The 18043-nt window shown below is 71.5% G+C and carries 18 protein-coding genes; 7 read left to right on the top strand and 11 right to left on the bottom strand.

Translation table 11 applies throughout. The features are described 5' to 3' along the window. Positions 1-88: 88 nt before the first annotated feature. Positions 89-1897: a gamma-glutamyltransferase gene (ggt, locus tag SMA5143A_RS03460; RefSeq protein ID WP_107461352.1), complete on the bottom strand. Its 1809-nt coding sequence runs from the start codon at positions 1895-1897 to the stop codon at positions 89-91. Positions 1898-2115: 218 nt separating this feature from the next. Here ggt and SMA5143A_RS03455 point away from each other — a divergent pair, with 218 nt between their 5' ends. Both SMA5143A_RS03455 and SMA5143A_RS03450 read left to right on the top strand, forming a co-directional pair. Beyond that, entirely contained in the window at positions 2116-2871 is a 756-nt protein-coding gene (locus SMA5143A_RS03455) for a hypothetical protein (RefSeq protein WP_107461350.1), read from the top strand. A 145-nt stretch (positions 2872-3016) separates the two neighbouring features. Next, on the top strand, positions 3017-4609 hold the full coding sequence (locus SMA5143A_RS03450) for an alpha/beta fold hydrolase (RefSeq protein WP_107461349.1): 1593 nt from the start codon (positions 3017-3019) through the stop codon (positions 4607-4609). 157 nt (positions 4610-4766) lie between these two features. Here SMA5143A_RS03450 and SMA5143A_RS03445 read toward each other — a convergent pair whose 3' ends face one another. Together SMA5143A_RS03445 and SMA5143A_RS03440 are read right to left on the bottom strand one after the other, a co-directional pair. Further along, a complete protein-coding gene (locus SMA5143A_RS03445) occupies positions 4767-5510 on the bottom strand; it encodes an amino acid ABC transporter ATP-binding protein (RefSeq protein ID WP_055513694.1) in 744 nt (247 codons plus the stop codon). A 138-nt stretch (positions 5511-5648) separates the two neighbouring features. Further along, positions 5649-6113: a DUF6278 family protein gene (locus tag SMA5143A_RS03440; protein ID WP_107461347.1), complete on the bottom strand. Its 465-nt coding sequence runs from the start codon at positions 6111-6113 to the stop codon at positions 5649-5651. Between the two features lie 165 nt (positions 6114-6278). Here SMA5143A_RS03440 and SMA5143A_RS03435 point away from each other — a divergent pair, with 165 nt between their 5' ends. After that, the gene (locus SMA5143A_RS03435; RefSeq protein ID WP_107461345.1) at positions 6279-8039 is read left to right on the top strand and encodes an SGNH/GDSL hydrolase family protein; all 1761 of its coding nucleotides are present in this window, start codon (positions 6279-6281) and stop codon (positions 8037-8039) included. Positions 8040-8058: 19 nt separating this feature from the next. On the opposite strand, the gene SMA5143A_RS03430 is transcribed toward SMA5143A_RS03435, so the two are convergent. The 8 genes from SMA5143A_RS03430 to SMA5143A_RS03395 all read right to left on the bottom strand — a co-directional run bounded on the left by SMA5143A_RS03430 (position 8059) and on the right by SMA5143A_RS03395 (position 16003). Then, on the bottom strand, positions 8059-8838 hold the full coding sequence (locus tag SMA5143A_RS03430) for an exodeoxyribonuclease III (RefSeq protein WP_107461344.1): 780 nt from the start codon (positions 8836-8838) through the stop codon (positions 8059-8061). 62 nt (positions 8839-8900) lie between these two features. Further along, positions 8901-9536, bottom strand: a complete 636-nt coding sequence (locus SMA5143A_RS03425; protein ID WP_107461589.1) for an MBL fold metallo-hydrolase — start codon at positions 9534-9536, stop codon at positions 8901-8903. A 96-nt stretch (positions 9537-9632) separates the two neighbouring features. After that, the gene (pcaDC, locus tag SMA5143A_RS03420) at positions 9633-10934 is read right to left on the bottom strand and encodes a bifunctional 3-oxoadipate enol-lactonase/4-carboxymuconolactone decarboxylase PcaDC (protein ID WP_107461342.1); all 1302 of its coding nucleotides are present in this window, start codon (positions 10932-10934) and stop codon (positions 9633-9635) included. Positions 10935-10966: 32 nt separating this feature from the next. Further along, positions 10967-12064 carry an IS110 family transposase gene (locus SMA5143A_RS03415; RefSeq protein ID WP_181361700.1) on the bottom strand — a complete coding sequence of 366 codons (1098 nt, stop codon included), beginning with the start codon at positions 12062-12064 and terminating at the stop codon, positions 10967-10969. A gap of 724 nt (positions 12065-12788) precedes the next feature. After that, positions 12789-14024 carry a PP2C family protein-serine/threonine phosphatase gene (locus SMA5143A_RS03410; RefSeq protein WP_107461340.1) on the bottom strand — a complete coding sequence of 412 codons (1236 nt, stop codon included), beginning with the start codon at positions 14022-14024 and terminating at the stop codon, positions 12789-12791. A gap of 376 nt (positions 14025-14400) precedes the next feature. Further along, entirely contained in the window at positions 14401-14769 is a 369-nt protein-coding gene (locus tag SMA5143A_RS03405; RefSeq protein WP_258193266.1) for a hypothetical protein, read from the bottom strand. Then, entirely contained in the window at positions 14766-15437 is a 672-nt protein-coding gene (locus tag SMA5143A_RS03400; RefSeq protein WP_107461336.1) for a hypothetical protein, read from the bottom strand. The genes SMA5143A_RS03405 and SMA5143A_RS03400 overlap by 4 nt, the downstream gene beginning before the upstream one ends. Next, entirely contained in the window at positions 15428-16003 is a 576-nt protein-coding gene (locus SMA5143A_RS03395; protein WP_171151366.1) for an RNA polymerase sigma factor, read from the bottom strand. Before SMA5143A_RS03395 ends, SMA5143A_RS03400 begins: the two co-directional genes overlap by 10 nt. A 153-nt stretch (positions 16004-16156) precedes the next feature. On the opposite strand from SMA5143A_RS03395, the gene SMA5143A_RS03390 reads away from it, so the two are divergent. From SMA5143A_RS03390 to SMA5143A_RS03380, 4 genes are all read left to right on the top strand, one after another. Next, complete coding sequence (locus SMA5143A_RS03390) at positions 16157-16648, top strand: Asp23/Gls24 family envelope stress response protein (RefSeq protein WP_107461334.1); 492 nt, start codon at positions 16157-16159, stop codon at positions 16646-16648. A gap of 84 nt (positions 16649-16732) precedes the next feature. Then, positions 16733-16900 (top strand): hypothetical protein, encoded by a 168-nt coding sequence (locus SMA5143A_RS42875; RefSeq protein WP_030645371.1) that lies wholly within the window; start codon positions 16733-16735, stop codon positions 16898-16900. Continuing rightward, positions 16897-17304 carry an Asp23/Gls24 family envelope stress response protein gene (locus SMA5143A_RS03385; RefSeq protein WP_067246275.1) on the top strand — a complete coding sequence of 136 codons (408 nt, stop codon included), beginning with the start codon at positions 16897-16899 and terminating at the stop codon, positions 17302-17304. Before SMA5143A_RS42875 ends, SMA5143A_RS03385 begins: the two co-directional genes overlap by 4 nt. 112 nt (positions 17305-17416) lie before the next feature. After that, a complete protein-coding gene (locus tag SMA5143A_RS03380) occupies positions 17417-18043 on the top strand; it encodes a DUF6286 domain-containing protein (RefSeq protein ID WP_258193264.1) in 627 nt (208 codons plus the stop codon).

Genomic DNA, 18043 nt, shown 5'->3' with positions numbered 1-18043 from the left:
GAAGACCTGTCGAGCTGCCGGTGATCCCGTGAGTTGACGCCGAAAACCCTCAAGTAGATACGCCCGAAGAAGAGTGTGGTGACACGGACTACCGCGTCGGGTGCACCACCATCGCCGAGCCGCCGCCGCGGCGTACCGTCTCGGCGGCGGCCAGCCACTTGCCGCCCGGCAGTCGCTGGACGCCAGCGACCGCGCCGATCTCGGGGTTCTGCCGGAAGGCGTGCCCGATGGCTTCGAGCTGTCCCTTCAGAGGGCTGTTCCACAGGCCCGGTTCGAGTTCGGTGGTGGTCTGGTTGCGTTGGCTGGCGCGGGGCGCGGCGATGGCGTCGACCAGCGGCAGGCCCCGGTCGAGGAAGCCGGTGAGGGTCTGGAGCACGGTGGTGATGATGGTCGCGCCACCGGGCGAGCCGAGCGCCACCACCGGCTTGCCGTGCTTGTCGAGCACGATCGTCGGTGACATGGACGAGCGCGGCCGCTTGCCCGGCCCCGGCAGGTTCGGGTCGTGCACGGCCGGGTTGGCGGGAGTGAAGGAGAAGTCCGTCAGCTCGTTGTTGAGCAGGAAGCCACGGCCGGGCACGGTGATGCCGCTGCCGCCGGTCTGCTCGATGGTGAGCGTGTAGGACACGACGTTGCCCCACTTGTCGGCGACGGTGAGGTGGGTGGTGCTGTCGCCCTCGTACGTGGTGGGCGCGGCGGTGCCGCCCGTGGGGCAGGCCGCCGGGTGGCGCGGGTCGCCGGGGGCGACGGGGCTGGTGAGCACCGCGTCGTCCTTGATCAGGCAGCCGCGGGAGTCGGCGAACCGCTGCGACAGCAGTCCCTTCGTCGGTACGTCCTCGAAGGCGGGGTCGCCCACCCAGCGCCCCCGGTCGGCGAACGACACACGGCTCGCCTCGATGAGGCGGTGCAGGTACTGGACGTCGCTCGCCTTCGACAGGTCGGTCCGCTCCAGGATGTTGAGCGCCTCGGCGACGGTGGTGCCGCCGGAGGAGGAGGGGGCCATGCCGTACACGTCGAGCCCGCGGTACGACGCCTTGGTGGGCGCCTGGTTCTTGGTGCGGTAGGCGGCGAGGTCCGCGGCGGTCAGGTCGCCGGGACGGGCGTTGTAGCCCGAAGCGGGGTCGACGGGCGGTTTGTTGACGGTGGCGACGATGTCCCGTGCGATGTCGCCCTTGTAGAGCGCCCCGATGCCCTCACGGCCCAACTCGGCGTAGGTGCGGGCCAGATCGGGGTTCTTCAGCGTCGAGCCCACCACGGGCAGCTGTCCGCCGGGCAGATAGAGGTCTGCCGTGGCCGGGAAGGTGCGGAACCGGGCCTCGTTGGCGGCGGTCTGGGCGCGGAAGGTGGCGTCGACGGTGAAGCCGTCACGGGCGAGTCTCTCGGCGGGCCCGAGCAGCTTGGCGAGCGGCTTGCTGCCCCAGTTGCGCAGCGCGGTCCGCCAGGTGGCGGGGGTGCCCGGCGTGCCGACGCTCAGTCCGCTCGTCACGGCCTCGGCGAACGGGATGGGCGTGCCGTTCTCCAGGAAGAGGCTCTCGTCGGCGCTGAGCGGCGCCGTCTCTCGGCCGTCGACGGTGTGCACGCTGCGGGACTCGGCGTCGTAGTAGACGAAGTAGCCGCCTCCGCCGATGCCCGCCGAGTACGGCTCGGTGACACCGAGGGCGGCTGCGGTCGCGACGGCCGCGTCCACGGCGTTGCCGCCCTTCCTGAGGACCTCGATCCCGGCGGCCGAGGCGTCGGGGTCGACGCTCGCGACGGCACCTCCGTAGCCGACGGCGAGCGGCACCTTCTCGACGGGGTCCGTCGCGGTGGACGTCGGCGGCGCCGCCGCTCCCACCGACACCACGGCGGACACCGCCGCAAGAACCGTCAGTTTCCGCGCGACAGGGCGACGCAGACGCATCCGTACCTCCAGTCAACGACCGTTCGCGCAGACTAACGTGGCCGCCGTCCCGCCGTCAGCGGCGTCTCGGCCAACTGGCGGCCCCGCCACCCGCCCGCCACGGGGCGTCGTACGGGGCGATCCGCACAGGTCGCCGAGCAGACCCCGGGGCGGAGCCGGTCCAGGAATCGGACACGGATTCGGACAGTATTCGGTCGCGCCCGCTACCATGCGCGGCCATGAATGACGACGTGCGCAATATCGTCCTCGGCGTGATCGCGGCGGGCATCAGTGCCTCGCTGGGCTGGTTCGTCCGGACCTACCTGTGGAAGCGCAGGCTCCGCCGCAAGCAGGCGTTCTTCGGACTGCCCGAGAACTCCGAGTCGCTGCTGGTGGTGAACCGCGATCCGTCCAGCGCGGACATGGCGGTGCACCGCTTCGACGTGTTCGCGCTGCTGGAGCTGTCCGCCCTGATCAAGGACTGCGGTGCGCACGCCCAGATGATCACGCAGGACGCGGCCCAGCAGGGCTTCGGCGAACGCACCGAGTTCTGCGTGGGCGGTCCCGGCTCCAGTCGCCGGATGGCCGCGCACATCGGGGCCATGCTGCCCGGTATACGTTTCAACACCGACCCCGAGCCCGGCCCGGACCGTGCGGCCCTGCTGATCGGCGACGACACCTACCGGCTGGAGCCCGGGGTCACCGAGCACGTCCTGCTGGCCCGGCTCACCACCGGCCAGCCCCACCAGGCCCGGCCGGTCTTCCTGTTCTGCGGCCAGCGGGCCATCACCAACCAGGCGGCCGCCCGTTACCTCGCCCGCCACCACGAGCGGCTCCACCGCAAGTACGGGACCGGCAGCTTCGTCCTCCTGCTGAAGGTCGTCAACTCCCAGGCGTACGGGCCCGATGTCGTCGAACTGGTCGCGGACGTCACCCGCGCCGCGCAGACCCCGCCGACGGCACTCCCGGCCAAGGCGACGCATCGGGCCTCGTAGGCCGGGCCCCGCGCCGGGACGGGCCAACCCGCCGACACGTTCACGCCAACTGTTACCGTCACGTAACTTACCGAGGAGTTACCTCTGGTAAGCCGCGACGGTTACCGTCGGGTCACTTTGCACTGACACGAGTGAGGAGCGACCCGTGAGACACCCGCACGGCACGACATCGCGCACGGCGAAGGCCCTGCGCACGACGACCGTGGGGGCCGTCTCGGCCACCCTGGTCGCCGGCACGGCCCTCGGACTCGCCCCCGCCGCCCAGGCGGCCTCGGCCGACTCCCCCACCACCCGCTTCGTCAACATCACGAGCACCGACGGCACGGTCCTCAAGGCCAATGTCGTCGCCCCCGCCGACGCCTCCCGCACCTACCCGCTGCTCGTGCTCCCCACGAGCTGGGGGCTGCCGCAGGTCGAGTATCTGGCCCAGGCGCAGCAGCTCGCCAAGGCCGGTTATGTGGTGGTCAGTTACAACGTACGGGGCTTCTGGGAGTCGGGCGGGTACATAGAAGTCGCCGGACCACCGGACATAGCCGACGCCTCCGAGGTCATCGACTGGGCGCTCGCCCACACCCCGGCCGACGCGCGCCGCGTGGGCATGGCGGGACTGTCCTACGGCGCGGGCATCAGCCTGCTCACCGCCGCGCACGACAAGCGGGTCAAGGCGGTCGCCGCGCTCAGCGGCTGGGCCGACCTCATCGACTCCATCTACTCCGGACGCACCCAGCACCTCCAGGCAGCCGGTCTGCTGGACGGCGCCGGCCGGATCACGGGGCGTCGGAGCCCCGAGCTCCAGGAGATCTTCAAGAACTTCTACGCGTCCAACCTGGCCAAGGAACAGGACATGATCGAGTGGGGGAAGAAACGTTCCCCCGAGACCTATGTGGACGCCCTCAACGCCAACGGCACGGCCGTCATGCTCGCCAACGGCTGGGGCGACTCGATCTTCCCGCCCAACCAGTACGCCGACTTCTACGAGAAGCTCACCGGCCCCAAGCGCCTGGAACTGCGGCCCGGCGACCACGCCACCACCGAGCTGACGGGCCTGTTCGGGCTGCCCAACGACGTGTGGACGGACACCCGCCGCTGGTTCGACCACTATCTGCGGGGCCAGGCCAACGGCATCGACGACGAACACCCCGTGCGGCTCAAGTCCCGTACGGGCGGCGCCTTCGAGGGGTATCCGGACTGGAAGTCGGTCGCCGCCACCCGCGAGAAGATCGCCCTCGCGAGTGGCACCACCATCCACGCGAACGTCGACTCGGGCGCGAACGGCGGGGTGGTCTTCCTGTCCAGCGTCCTCGACCAGGTCGTCCAACTGCCGCCCGTGGCCTCGATCCCGCTGCTGCCGCGCCGCTGGGCGGCCGTGTGGCAGTCGGAGAAGTACCGGACCGCGCAGCGGGTGCGGGGCACCGCCGCACTGCACACCACGGTGACGGCCACCAAGGAGAGCGGCACCCTCGTCGCCTATCTGTACGACGTGGGCCCGCTCGGCCTCGGCAAGCTGGTCAGCCACGCGCCGTACACCTTCCACGGCGAGACGCCCGGCAAGCCGTTCGGCGTGGACCTGGAGTTGTTCTCCACGGCCTACGACGTTCCGGCGGGCCACCGTCTCGCCCTGGTCGTCGACACGGTCGACCCGCTCTACATCGAGCACAACCCGTCCGGCGCGCAGCTGACCTTCTCCTCGCCGCCGAACGACCCGTCGTACGTGTCGATCCCGCTGCGCGAGCAGTGATCTCCGGCTGCCGCCGGGCGGGCCTGGCCCCTGGCTACTGCGCGCCTGGCAGCAGCGTCCCCTTGTGCGACCGGGATGGAGTCCTCGGCCTCGGTCACCCCCAAGTGGAGGAACCGCTCATCGTAGTCGAGGCCCGCGCCTGGTCCAGCGGCGGCGGTCAGTGCTTGAGGATCTTGGAGAGGAAGTCCTTGGCGCGGTCGCTGTTCGGATTCGTGAAGAACTCGTCGGGCGTACGGTCCTCGACGATGCGCCCGTCGGACATGAAGACGACACGATTGGCGGCGGAACGGGCGAAGCCCATCTCGTGGGTGACGACCACCATGGTCATCCCCTCGCGTGCCAACTGCTGCATGACTTCGAGGACTTCGTTGATCATCTCGGGGTCGAGGGCGGAGGTGGGCTCGTCGAAGAGCATGACCTTCGGTTCCATCGCCAGCGCCCGCGCGATCGCCACCCGCTGCTGCTGGCCGCCCGAGAGCTGTGCCGGGTACTTCGGCGCCTGATCGGCCAGGCCGACCCGGTCGAGGAGGGCGCGGGAGCGCTGGTCGGCGTCCTCCTTCTTCCGTTTGCGCACCTTGACCTGACCGAGCGACACGTTCTGCAGGACCGTCTTGTGCGCGAAGAGGTTGAAGGACTGGAAGACCATGCCGACGTCCGCGCGGAGCGCCGCGAGGGCCTTGCCCTCCGCGGGCAGCGGCTGCCCGTCGAGCAGGATCTCCCCGGAGTGGATGGCCTCCAGCCGGTTGATGGCCCGGCAGAGCGTCGACTTCCCCGACCCCGAGGGGCCGATGACCACGACCACCTCCCCCCGGCCGACGGTGAGCTCGATGTCCTGGAGGACATGCAGCTCCCCGAAGTACTTGTTCACACCATGCAGTTCGATCAGCGGATCGACAGCCATGCACTGCCCGCCCTGTTCGCTCTCGGCCGTGTCGTGTCGCAGGTGCCGCAAACTATCCGCACGCGAGGTGGCTCCGTACGCGACACGCACCGTCGGGGATTAGCCGTATTGTCAGGCACGCGCCGGGTCCGGCCCCGCTCATCCCTCCGCGATCTCGGCGTACAGCTGCGACAGCTCGGGGGCGCCGTTGTCGGCCCATTCGTGTCCGGCCTCGACCACGTGGATCTCCCGTCCGGAGGCGAGCCGCACCACCGGTTGGCCATTGGGCCAGATCTCCCAGCGGGCGCCCGGAACGGTCCGGACCACGACGGTACCCAGGTAGAGCCCGGCGTCGTTGCCCAGCCAGGTGGCGGTCTCCTCGTCGTCGCGCCAGCGTGGCACCAGTTGGTCGAGCGCCTCCAACGAGGCCGCCGAGTCGTCGAGTTCGACGCCTGCCTGCTGGGCCTGCGCGCGCAGCAGCTCGCATTCGGAGAGGAGTTCGACGATGCGCTCGTGGCGTTCGTGACCGTTGTCGTCCCCTTCGTCCTCGCCGGCGGATATCACCGCGACTCCCAGGGCGTGCCCATGCTTCTTGCGCCAGTTGCCCAGGAAAGGGATGTTCATGCGGTCAGCGTGTCATTCGCACCGCCCTTCGCACCACAGGCGCGCGGATATCGCCTGTTCGCCCGGAGTTCCCGCCCGGTTCGCGCCTGCCTCATTGACGGGTCCCTGACGCCTCTTTAGTTTCGTGGCGCATCCGTCGTCATCAGGGGAGCGGGAGGGTCACGCGTGCGTCGACGCGTCTGGGGAACGGCTGTCGTACTGGGCCTGTTGGCGGGGGTCGCCCCCGTCGCCTCGGCCCGAGCCGCCACCGGCGGGGCGGGCGAGCCGGTCCCGCTTGCGCGGCTGTTCGACAACCGGGCGGTCAGTGACGACGCCCGGCCCGGTGAGGCCGACTTCGACGGCTCGGGCGGTTCGCTCTCGGCGCGGGACCTGACGGCGGCGGGCTGGACCCCGGGCGGTGCGCTGACCGTGCAGGGCGCCCGCCTGACCTGGCCGGACCGCGCCCCGGGCGAGGCGGACAACGTACGGGCCGACGGCCAGTCCGTCCGGGTACGGGGCCGGGGCGACGCCCTCGCCTTCCTGGTCGCCGCGACGGGCGGCGCCGACGCGAGCGGAACCGGGACGGTCCGCTACACCGGCGGCGCCCGCTCCTCGTACCGGCTGACCGCCCCGGACTGGCGCACCGGCCCGCTCGCCACCAAGGCCGTCGCCCTCCCCCACATCAACACGCCCGGCGGGCAACTCACCGAGAAGGCTCGGCTGTACGTCGTCACCGTGCCCCTGGCGCGGGGTCGGCAGGTGGCTTCCGTGACGCTGCCGCGCGACCGGGACCTGCATGTGTTCGCCCTGTCGGTGCGGCCCGAGTCAGCGGGCTGGACCGGCGGTTGGGCGGCCTCCACCTCGGGCTACACCGCCGTCGGCCCGTGGACCGACCGCACCCTGCGGCTGGTGGTGCACACCTCGGCGGGCGGGCCCCGGGTACGGATCCGGCTCGACAACACGTTCGCGTCGACGCCCGTGCGGGTCGGCAGCGCGACGGTGGCCCTGCGGGCGGAGGGGGCCGCCGCGCTCGAGGCTCCGGTACCGCTGTCGTTCGGGGGCCGGGCGGGCACCGAGATCCCGGCGGGCGCGCAGGCCTTCAGTGATCCGCTGGGCTTCGAGGTGCCGCCGGACAGGGATCTGCTGGTCAGCTTCCATCTGCCCGGCACGGTGCCGGCCGCGCCCGTGCACCGGCTGGCCCAACAGACCTCGTACGTCAGCGAGCCGGGCGATCACGCGGGCGAAGGCTCGGCGGCGCCCTACACGTCGACGATCACGACCTGGCCGCTGCTGACGGGCGTCGACGTGGGAGGCGGGCCGGGGTCGGTCGTCCTCCTCGGCGACTCGATCACCGACGGGGAGCGGACGACGGTGGGCGCGAACCGCCGCTGGCCGGACATCCTGGCGGACCGGCTGCGGCAGCAGAGCCGGGTCCCCCGCTACGGCGTCCTCAACCAGGGGATCTCCGCGAACCGGGTGGTCACCGACCGCTACCCGGGCGACGGTGTCTCCACCGACACGGGCGGGGTCAGCGCCCTGCACCGCCTCGACCGCGACGTCCTCGCCCAGACGTCCGCCCGTACCGCCGTCGTCTTCCAGGGCGTCAACGACGTCCGCTGGGGCGGCACCGCGGACCAGGTCGTCGACGGGCTGCGGGAGATCGCCGCCCGGGGCCACGCACACGGTCTGCGGATGCTGGTGGCGACGATCGCGCCCTGCGAGGGCGAGGCCCGCTGCACGGCGGCCGCCGACGCCCACCGGGTCGCGGTCAACGAGTGGATCCGCGGCAACGACGCGTTCGACGGGGTGCTGGACTTCGACCGGGTGCTGCGCGACCCCGACCGGCCGGCGCGGATGCTCCCCGCGTACGACAGCGGGGACCATCTGCATCCGGGCGAGGCGGGGCTCGCCGCGCTGGCCGAGTCGGTGGACCTGCGACTGCTCTGAGCGGTGGTCCGCGGGGCCGCTACACGTCCAGGTCCACGACCACCGGCGCGTGGTCCGAGGCGCCCTTGCCCTTGCGCTCCTCGCGGTCCACGTACGCGTCCTTCACGGCCTTCCCGAACGGTTCGTTGCCGTAGACCAGGTCGATGCGCATGCCGCGGTTCTTGGGGAAGCACAGCTGGCGGTAGTCCCAGTACGTGAAGGGGTGCTCGTACTTCAGGGGGCGCGGGACGATGTCGGAGAGGCCGGCCTCGCGGAGGGAGGCGAGGGCGGCGCGCTCGGCGGGGGTGACATGGGTGGCGCCCTCGAAGGCGGCGACGTCGAACACGTCGTCGTCCGTGGGGGCCACGTTGTAGTCGCCCATGACGGCGAAGGGGCGGCTGCCGGCGGCGTCACCGGCGACGGCGGCCTTGAGGGCCTCGAACCACTGGAGTTTGTACGCGTAGTGCGGGTGGTCGACCTCGCGGCCGTTCGGCACGTACACCGACCAGACGCGGACCGGGCCGCAGGTGGCGGAGATCGCGCGGGGCTCCACGGAGCCGTCGTAGCCGGGGTCGCCGGGCAGGCCCTTGACGACGTCCTCCAGGCCGACGCGGGAGATCACCGCCACGCCGTTCCACCGGCCGGTGGCGTGCACCGCGGCCTCGTAGCCCCTCTCGCGCAGCGCGTCGAAGGGGAAGGCGTCCTCGGCGATCTTGGCCTCCTGGAGGCACAGCACGTCCGTGCCGCTGGTCTCCAGCCAGGCGAGGAGCCGCGGGAGGCGGGCGGTGATCGAGTTCACGTTCCAGGTGGCGATACGCATGCCCCACAACTTACCGGGCGGGTCCGACAACGCCGTCCCGCCCGGTCCCCCACTCCTCGGCCCTACAGGTCCGCCGAGGTACCGGGGGCGAGGCGGAGGTGCTCGGCGCCGCCCAGGGCGCCGATCTGGCGGTCGTAGATCGGGCGGGCCAGGTCGGTGAGGAGGGCGTCGTGGATGTCGTAGGCGCGTTGCGGCTTGACCTCGCGGACGTAGTCGATGACCTCGGAGATCTTGCTCCAGGGGGCCATCACGGGGAGCATCAGCGTCTCCACGGCGTGGTCGGGGACGGTCAGGGCGTCGCCGGGGTGGAAGACCCGGCCGCCGTCGACGAGGTAGCCGACGTTGGTGATGCGGGGGATGTCCGGGTGGATGACGGCGTGCAGCTCGCCGTGCACCTGGATGTCGAATCCCGCGGCGGTGAACGTGTCGCCGTGGCCGACGGTGTGCACCCGGCCGGGGAACGCGGCGGAGATCTTCTCGGCGACGGAGCGCAGGGTCCAGATCTCCGCGGCCGGGTTGCCCTCCAGGGCCGTGCGCAGCCGTCCCTCGTCGAAGTGGTCGGGGTGCTCGTGCGTGACCAGGACCACGTCCGCGCCGACCGCCGCGTCCTCCTCGCTGAACCCGCCGGGGTCGATGACGAGCGTGCGTCCGTCCTTCTCCAGACGGACGCAGGCGTGCGACTTCTTCGTGAGCTTCATGGTCATGCCCCCATCCTGCCCCCCGCGGGACGCCCGAGGGCCCCCGCCGGTATGCGAAAAGTCGGGTCGCCGGCCCGTACGGGCCCGCTGCCGGGGTCACTCCTCGGGGGTGGTCTCCTCCCGGATGATCTGCTGGGCGACCTTGAAGGCGCTGTTGGCGGCGGGAACGCCGCAGTAGACGGCGGCCTGGAGGAGGACTTCCTTGATCTCGTTCGGGGTGAGCCCGTTGCGCAGGGCGGCCCGGGTGTGGAAGGCGAGTTCGTCGAGGTGTCCGCCTGCGACGAGGGCGGTGAGCGTGACGCAGCTGCGGGAGCGGCGGTCGAGGCCCGGCCGGTCCCAGATCTCGCCCCACGCGTAGCGGGTGATGAACTCCTGGAAGTCCCCGGAGAACTCGTCCGCCGTGGCCAGCGCCCGGTCGACGTGCGCGTCGCCGAGCACCTCGCGGCGGACCTTGAGCCCGGCGTCGTACGGATCGGGTCTGCCCGTCGCCTCCGGCTGGACGGCGGCCGGGGCGATCTCGGCGACGGGGCCGCTCTGCTGCGGCACGGCGACCGCGAGGGCCGGCTTGGCGGGCGCCGCCGGGATGGCGATCTGACCGGTGGTCGAGTCGTACGCCGGCTGCCAGGCAGTCGAGAAGTGCCGGACGAGGAGGTCGGTGACCGCGGCGGGCTGCTCGACGGGCACCAGGTGCGAGGCGCTGGGGACGACGGCGAGCCGGGCGTCCGGGATGCCCGCGACGAGCGTACGGGCCTCGGCGGGCCCGGTGACCTGGTCGTCGGAGCCGACGAGGACCAGGGTGGGGACTCCGATACGGCCCAGTTCGGCGCGGACGTCGAACGAGGCGAGGGCCTCGCAGGCGGCGATGTAGCAGCCGGGGTCGGTGGTGCGGACCATCTGCACGGCCCACTCGGTGATCGCGGGCTGCGCCGCCGCGAACCCGGCGGTGAACCAGCGGTCCGGGGACGTACGCGCGATCGGGTCGAGGCCGTTCGTCCGTACGATCACACCGCGCTGGCGGAACTCGTCGGCCGTGCCGAAGCGCGGCGACGCGGCGATCAGCGCGAGGGAGGCGATGCGGTCGGGGTGGCGCAGCGCGAGCTCCGCGCCGATGGCGCCGCCGAGCGCGCAGCCCGCGTAGCCGAAGCGCTGCACACCGACCGCGTCCAGCGTGGCCAGCAGCCGGGCGGCCAGCTCGGAGACCGAACCGCCGGGGTACGCGGGGGCACCGCCGTGGCCCGGCAGGTCGAACCGGAAGACCCGCCACTGCTTGGTCAGTTCGGGGATCTGCCTGTCCCACATGTGCCATGTGGTACCCAGTGAGGGACCCAAGATCAGGACCGGAGCGTCTTCTGGCCCGTCAAAGCGGTATTGCAGGGTGTTCGGGGGTGTCTCACTCACGCCCCAGACCCTCTCACGTCTCACGGACGCCCCTATAACGCGGGGGCGCGAGAAACCGGTCTGACCAGGTTGAAGACCTCGCGGGCGGCATATCGCTTTAGGCATCGGATGATCTCACGGCGGGTCTTGCCCTCCTGAGTGCGGCGTTCGTAGTACGCCTGGGTGCGCGGGTCGTGACGCAGGCGGGTGAACACGATGCGGTGCAGGGCGGCGTTGGCCTGCCGGTCGCCGCCGTGGTTGAGCCGTCGCGTGATGCGCCGCCCGGAGGAGTACTCGATGGGGCTGACTCCGCAAAGGGCAGCAAAGGACGCCTCGGTGTTCAGCCGCTCGGGATTGTCCCCCATGGTGATCAGGAGAGTGACGGCGCTGTCCGGGCCGATGCCCATCGGTACGAGCAGTTGCGGCGCGTGGCGTTCGACGAGCCGGGTCAGGCATTGGTTCAGCTCGTTGATCTGCCCGGTGAGCTGCTCAATGCGCTCGGCGAGCATGCGTAATGTCAGGTGGGTGGCCTGGGTCACCGCGTCCTCGTCTCCCCCACCATCGGGTGGGCTGAGGGTCGCGCAGGTGCGGAACAGCTCGGCATTGCCCAAGCTCGACAACCGTTCCCGCAGGGCGGGGTCGGCGATCACCAGGACGGCCTTGAGCTGGTTGATCGCCTGTGTGCGGGCCTTGACCGCGGAGTCCTTGGCGAGTTTGTAGATCCGGGCGCCTTGCACGGGTCCGTCGCCGGACTTGGCCTGGGCCCGGGTGCGACCGCTGAGCACGGCTCGCGCTGCGGCCTGCGCATCGAGCGGGTCCGACTTGCCGAGCAGACGGCGGGCTGTGCGGTCGGGCCGGTTCACTTCGAACACCTGGATCTGCTGGGTCAGCAGGTAGCGGGACAGGCCCGCGCCGAAGGTACCGGTGCCCTCCACACCGGCCCGGCGCACCGTCCCCCGCCTGCGGGCCCACACGAGCAGCCGCCGGTAGCCGGCCACCGTCGCCGGAAAGGACTCGGTGCCCAGGATCTTGCCCAGCGGGGACACCACGGCGGCGACGTGCACCTCACCGTGCGTGTCCACGCCGAGCACGACTTCTCTCCGCACGGGAGGATCCGTACTGGAGGAGGTGCTGCGCTGTCTGGTCGTCATGTGGTTCGCCTCCCGCAGGGTGACACGCTGAGTGGATGGCACCGGCCCGCTCGGGCGGTCTGAACCGTGATGGCGCCTGGAACTCGGCAAGGCCCCTATGGGGACACGCCCTGTGGCTCGGTGACAGCAGAAGCCAGCCCGCAACGACGGTCGACAAGCCTGTGACTGGACACTTCGGTCAAAGATCTCAAGAGTCAGACCCCCGTCCGGGACGGCATCGCGCAACCGTCGCATCGATCCCGGCGTATCGGCATCTACCGACCACAGCCGGATGGCTTCGCCCGAACCAATGCCCAACCTGGCCGGAGCAGGCTGAGAATGAGTTGACACCCCGCCCACTCGCGACCGGCAATGACAGACAGCCGTCTGGGCCGCCTTACGGTCGCCCTCCATCGGCCATCGCACGAACGGCTTCGAGCCCTCATTCTGGTGCACGGTTGTCCGCAAGTCATGGCGCGGGCTGCCAAAGAGGCTGCCTAGCAGCTCGGCAAAGGCACCGGCGAGTGCTTGGGAACTCGGTCTACTCGAGTAATGGGGAACAGCAGCACCGCACGAAGGGGGCGCCCGCGTGGAAGGCATGGCGCATGTGGGCGCTGCCGGACCCGATGCTCGCGGCCCCCGCCACCGACCCGGCGCCGCCCGATGGGTGGGCCGCCGAGGAGAAGTGGGACGGTTCTCCAGACACCTCGTGATGTCTCATTCGCGTTGGCACTGTTCACCCAGGTCACGACTGGTCCTTCGTGCGTGCGGCTGAGGCTTGCCGGGTGTCTGCGCCGCTGCTGACGTGCCGCTGGGTCTCCTGGGGGCCGTGCCAGTCCAGGCAGACGGCGGTGGCATCGTCTTCGAGCCGGCCGTCGGCGGCGTCCCGGACCGCGGACGTCAGCGCCAGCGCGGTCTCCCTCGGGTGCAGATTCCGGGTGCACCCCAGCAGGGCGGGCAGATCGACCTTCTCTCCGTGACGTTCGAGCATGCCGTCGGTGAACATGAGCAGACGGTCACCGGGCCGCAGGTCGAGGTCCTGCACACGGTACGGGTGGGGAGTCAGCTCAGACAGCCCGAAGGGATGGTCCACCTCGCAGGTGATCGTCTCCACAGCCCCGTCGCGCATGCGCAGCGGCCAGGGATGACCGGCGTTGACGAATTGGGCCCGCCCGGTATGGAGATTGATGCGCAGGAGCTGCCCGGTGGCATGACCGTGGCCGTGTTCGATCAGTGCCTGGTCTGCCCGGTGGGCCTGTTCGCCCAGGCCGGTGCCCGCCCGGCGGGCCCCGCGCAGGGCGCCCACCAGGACCGTGGCGGCCAGGGCGGAATCCATGTCGTGGCCCATGGGATCGGTCACCGACACGTGCAAGGTGTCGCGGTCCACGGTGTAGTCGAAGGTGTCGCCGCTGAGGTCCTCGGAGGGCTCCAGGTTCCCGCACAGGGTGAACTGTGCGGCCTCGCACGACAGCGACAGGGGCAGCAGCTGGTACTGGATTTCAGCTGCCAGGGTGGCCGGCTTGGAGCGTTTGCCCCAGGTGTAGAGATCGGTGAAGCGGCCGTTGGCGATCACGATGTAGGCCAGGATGTGGGCGGCTTCCCCGACTGCGTCGAGCACGTCCTCGCCAGGGCCGGTCGGCAGGAGCAGTTCCAGCAGCCCGATCGCATCCCCGCGGTTGGTGACGGGCACGATCACCCGCTGCCCCTCGCCGGTCGCGTCCTGATACAGGCGCTGGGTACGGATCACCTCCTCGTAGACACTGCCGAACAGGGGAACCCGCTCGGCCTGCCGCCCACCTTGAGTGGGAGCGGTGGACAGCCGAGCCACCGCCTTCCCCGTCAGGTCCACGATGAGGAAAGAGACCTTAGTGGCCTCGAAACGCCGCCGCAGGTCCTCCGCGATCACGTCGACGGCGTCCGCCGGCGCCGCTGTCTCCGCTGCCGTCAGCAATCGGGTGAGCTCACTCTGTCCACCACTCACGACCGCAGCCCCTTCCACAGCCCCCCACCAGCTTGGTAATAACCGCAGTGAGCGTCAATCCGTGAACAGTCACGCTCCGGCATCCGCCCGCGGACGCGGCCGCCACGGCTGCTCTGTACAAAAGCGGCTCGACAGGCCGATGTCTTATGCGACACGCCAGAGTCTGGAGCTCCATGGTGGGCGGGCTTCGACGGGCACGTCCGGAGGAGTAACTCACAGCCGGTCACCCCGTACGGGAGCCGGATCGTCGGCGGCACCGAGGCTTGAGCCGCGACCACCCATGTAGGACTTCCGGACGGGGAGCAGCGCGCTCCCACGGTCGGCGACCTGCCGCTTGCCGAACGACGGTTCGTGGGGCCTGTGCCCGCGCCGCCGCTCATGCCGCTTCGCGCCAGGCGGCGATACCGGTCACCGTGACCGCGACGGTGACCGGCTCCGCGGCACCGTGGGTGGCGAGGTGGGTGACGAGGGCGGCTGTCACCCGGTCGTGGACGATTCGGGCGATGTCCAGCGCCCGCCGACCCTCCGTCAGGACGCAGCGCACCTCGATGTGCCATCCCGAACCGTCCGGCGCCCGGTCGGCGCGTACGCCGGCCTCAGGTGGCGTGGTGTCCGCCCGGGTGGGCGCGGCGGCTGCCGCGAGGCGCCGGGCGAGGCGGGGCTGCAGGGCGGCCACGCCAGGAACCGCGAGGGCTGCCTCGGCCGCGACGCCGGGGAGCGCGGTGGTGCCGGTGGCGGTCATCATGCGCCACCGCCCGTCGGGAGGCGGGGACCGAGGGTCGGTCCCGGTTCCAGTACGTCGGCCACGGTGATGTCGACGGCTGTCACCGTGAGCCCCAGGTCCTGTCCGGCCGAGTGGAGGACCGATCGGCGTACCTGGTGGACCCGGTCGGGCAGCGGGCGGTCGAGGGCGGCGGCCAGGGTCATGGTCACCCGCACGTCGGTGCCGTTGCCCTCGGGTACGAGCCGGCAGGTCGCGGCCCTGGCACCGGGGACCGTGTCCGCGGCCCGCCTCAGCACCTTGGCCGCGGCGCTCTCGGCGATCCGCAGGTCCCGGTCGGGGTCGGCCAGGGGCAGCAGCCGCCCGAACCGGACCTCTGCCCTGACGACGTCCATGACCCGGTCGGCGAGTGCGTGCAGGCCCGGAGGGTCCTCGTCGCGCAGCGTCCGGGCGGCCGCGTTCACCGTGGCCAGTCCCTCGACCGCCTCTCGGCAGTATGGACAGGACACCGGGTGCGGGTCCGCGGCCGGTGGTGCGTCCCGCGCCTGTTCCCAGACCCGGCTGAGCAGGCGGCCGCAGGGCAGTACCTCATCGCCTGCGATCGGGGGCACGTCGGCGGCGGCCCAGCCGTTGCGGGGCCCGCCGGCTCCGGGCGGTTCGGGAGGCCGCGTGTGCGGGTCGTCTAGCGCCATGAGCCCATCGCCTCCTGCAGGGATCGGCGTGCCCTGAACAGTCTGCCGCGTACCGTCTGCTCGTCGGTACGCGTCACGTGCGCTATCTCCTTGTAGGGCAGGCCCTGCACCTCCCTCAGGATCCAGCAGACCCGCTGTCCGGCGTCCAGCTCGGCGAGCGCGCGGAACAGGGCGGCCATGGCCGCGTCCTCCTCGGCGGTCCGGGCGGGCTGGCTCCACGCGTCGCCCGCCGCGGGTTCGGCGACGGTGTCCAGGGAAAGAGGCGGCGGCCGTCGGTGGCACATGGTCTGGCAGCGGTTGACGGTGATCCGGTACATCCAGGTGTGGAACTCCGCCCTGTGGCGGTATTCCGGCAGGTGGCGCCAGGCGCTGACGAAGGCGTCCTGAACGGCCTCCTCGGCGTCCTGGGGGTTGCCCAGCATGCAACGGGCCAGGGTCAGCAGGGACCGGCTGTGCCGCTGGACGAGAACGGCGAAGGAGTCCTCGTCTCCCTCGGCCGCCCGTACCGCCAGCAGGCGGTCGGGCAGGTCGCACCCCAGTCGTGGGGAAGCAGTGCGTTCGATCATGACGCTCCCACGCAGGCTCGGAACGATCGTGTACCCCTGATACGAGTTGTGACGCACATCACATGCCAGACGCGTGAGGATTGTGCCGCCCGGTATGTCCAACGTTCGACGGGCACCATTCCGGTGTCCGGCCGACCGATCGAGGCGACCGCCATGACGGACAACATCACCAGCGTCGGCGGGGGCAGCCGGCCCGAAGCGGGCGTGAGCGCGCTCAAGGGCCGCACCGGGGCCGGGGCTCCGGCCGAGACACGGGGCAGGACCACCATCGCGGACGGTGTGGTGGCCAAGATCGCGGGCATGGCCGCCCGCGAGGTACCGGGCATCCACAGCCTGGGCGCCGGCATGGCCCGCGCCTTCGGAGCCATGCGGGAACGCGTCCCCGGCGGAGGCGGAGGCGGAGCGGTCACCCGCGGCGTCAAGGTCGAGGTCGGGGAACGGCAGGCCGCGGTGGACCTGGACGTCGTCGTCGAGTACGGCGTCTCCATCGTCGACGTCGCGGGCGGCGTACGCACCAATGTCATCAGCGCCGTGGAGCGGATGACGGGCCTGGAGGTCGTCGAGGTGAACATCGCCGTCGACGACGTCCACCTGCCCGACGACGACGAGGAACAGACCGAACCGAACGAGGGCCGCGTGAGATGACCGCTGCCGGGAGCACCGCCGTGTCCTCGGGCCCGAGCGGATGATCACGGCGAGAGGGACGCTCGCGAGACGGGTGAGTGCGAGATGAACACAGCAACGACGGGACTCGCGGCCGGCATGGCCCTCGGCTTCGCCGGCTACTTCGGCGGCTTCTGGGCCTTTCTGCTGGTGCTGGTCCTCGGTGCGGCGGGGCTGATCGTCGGCCTCGTCGTACAGGGCGACCTGGACCTCCGGACACGGAGGCAGCGGTGAAGACCCGGCCCGGTTCCCCCGGCGAGGGGTCGGGCCCGCCGGCGCCGGCCGCCGGGCTGCCGCCCCCGGCCGAGCGGGGCGCCACCGTCATCCCCGACAGGGTGGTCGCCCGTATCGCCGCCCAGGCCGCACGCACGGCCCAGTCCCGGCGCGCCGCCGTACCACCCGACCGCGGCGGACCGGCGGCACCCCACGCCTCCGCCGCCGTCCGTACCGGATCGGTGCGCCTGCATCTGACCATGGACCTGCCCTACCCCACCGACATCCCCCGTGTCTGCGAGCGGATCCAGCGGGACGTCGCTGAACGGGTCGCCCAGCTGACCGGGCTGCGAGTGGGAGAGGTCCTCCTCACCGTCCGGCGGCTGGTGACCGCCGCCGACTCGAGCCGGGGGCGGGTCCGGTGAGCGGCCGGGCGGCCCGGGTCACCGGGCACGCCGTGCAGGAAGGGCGATCGCGATGACATCCGGTCCACGTCCCCCGGGCCGCGGCTCCGAGTCGACCACGCACCCTGCCGCGGTGCCCCTGGCGAAGGAGCCCGACCCTCCCGAACGCGACGTGTCCACCTCGGACCTCACAGCCGGTGAGCGCGAAGGAGGGCACCGAACCCGTCGCAAGTGGTCCGCGCGCCGCATCACGGCGACGCTGGTCGCCGCGGTGATCCTCGTGGCCGCGGTCGCGGCGCTCGTCGACGTCGTCGCCGTACGGGCGGGACGTCCGGCGGCGGCCTGGCGACGGCATCTGGCCGACGAACTGGCAACCCGCCCGGTGGACGACGTGTGGATGCTGACGGGAGCCGCCGTGGCCGCCGCCGTCGGCGTCTGGCTGATCGTCCTGGCCCTCACCCCCGGTCAGCGCCGTTGGCTGCCCCTGCGCTCACCCGCCGGCTGCCCGCGCTTGCGGGCCTTTGTGGACCGCGACGGAGCCGCCGTCCTGCTGCGCGACGCCGCCATGCGGGTCCCCGGAGTCGGCGCGGCGCACGTCCGGGTGGGCCGCCACCGCATCAAAGCCCGCGCGGAGGTCCGCTTCCGCGAGCCCCGACAGGTGAAGGACGACCTCACCGCCGTCCTCGACGAGGAGCGCGACCGGCTCGCCCTCGCCCGTCCTCCCCGCATCGCCGTACGGACGCGGCGACGCACCCGTTGA

The organism is Streptomyces sp. MA5143a, assembly GCF_900290235.1.
Taxonomy (GTDB): domain Bacteria; phylum Actinomycetota; class Actinomycetes; order Streptomycetales; family Streptomycetaceae; genus Streptomyces.
Note: the sequence above shows the minus strand (reverse complement) of the source record. Positions and strands in the feature narration are given on the sequence as shown.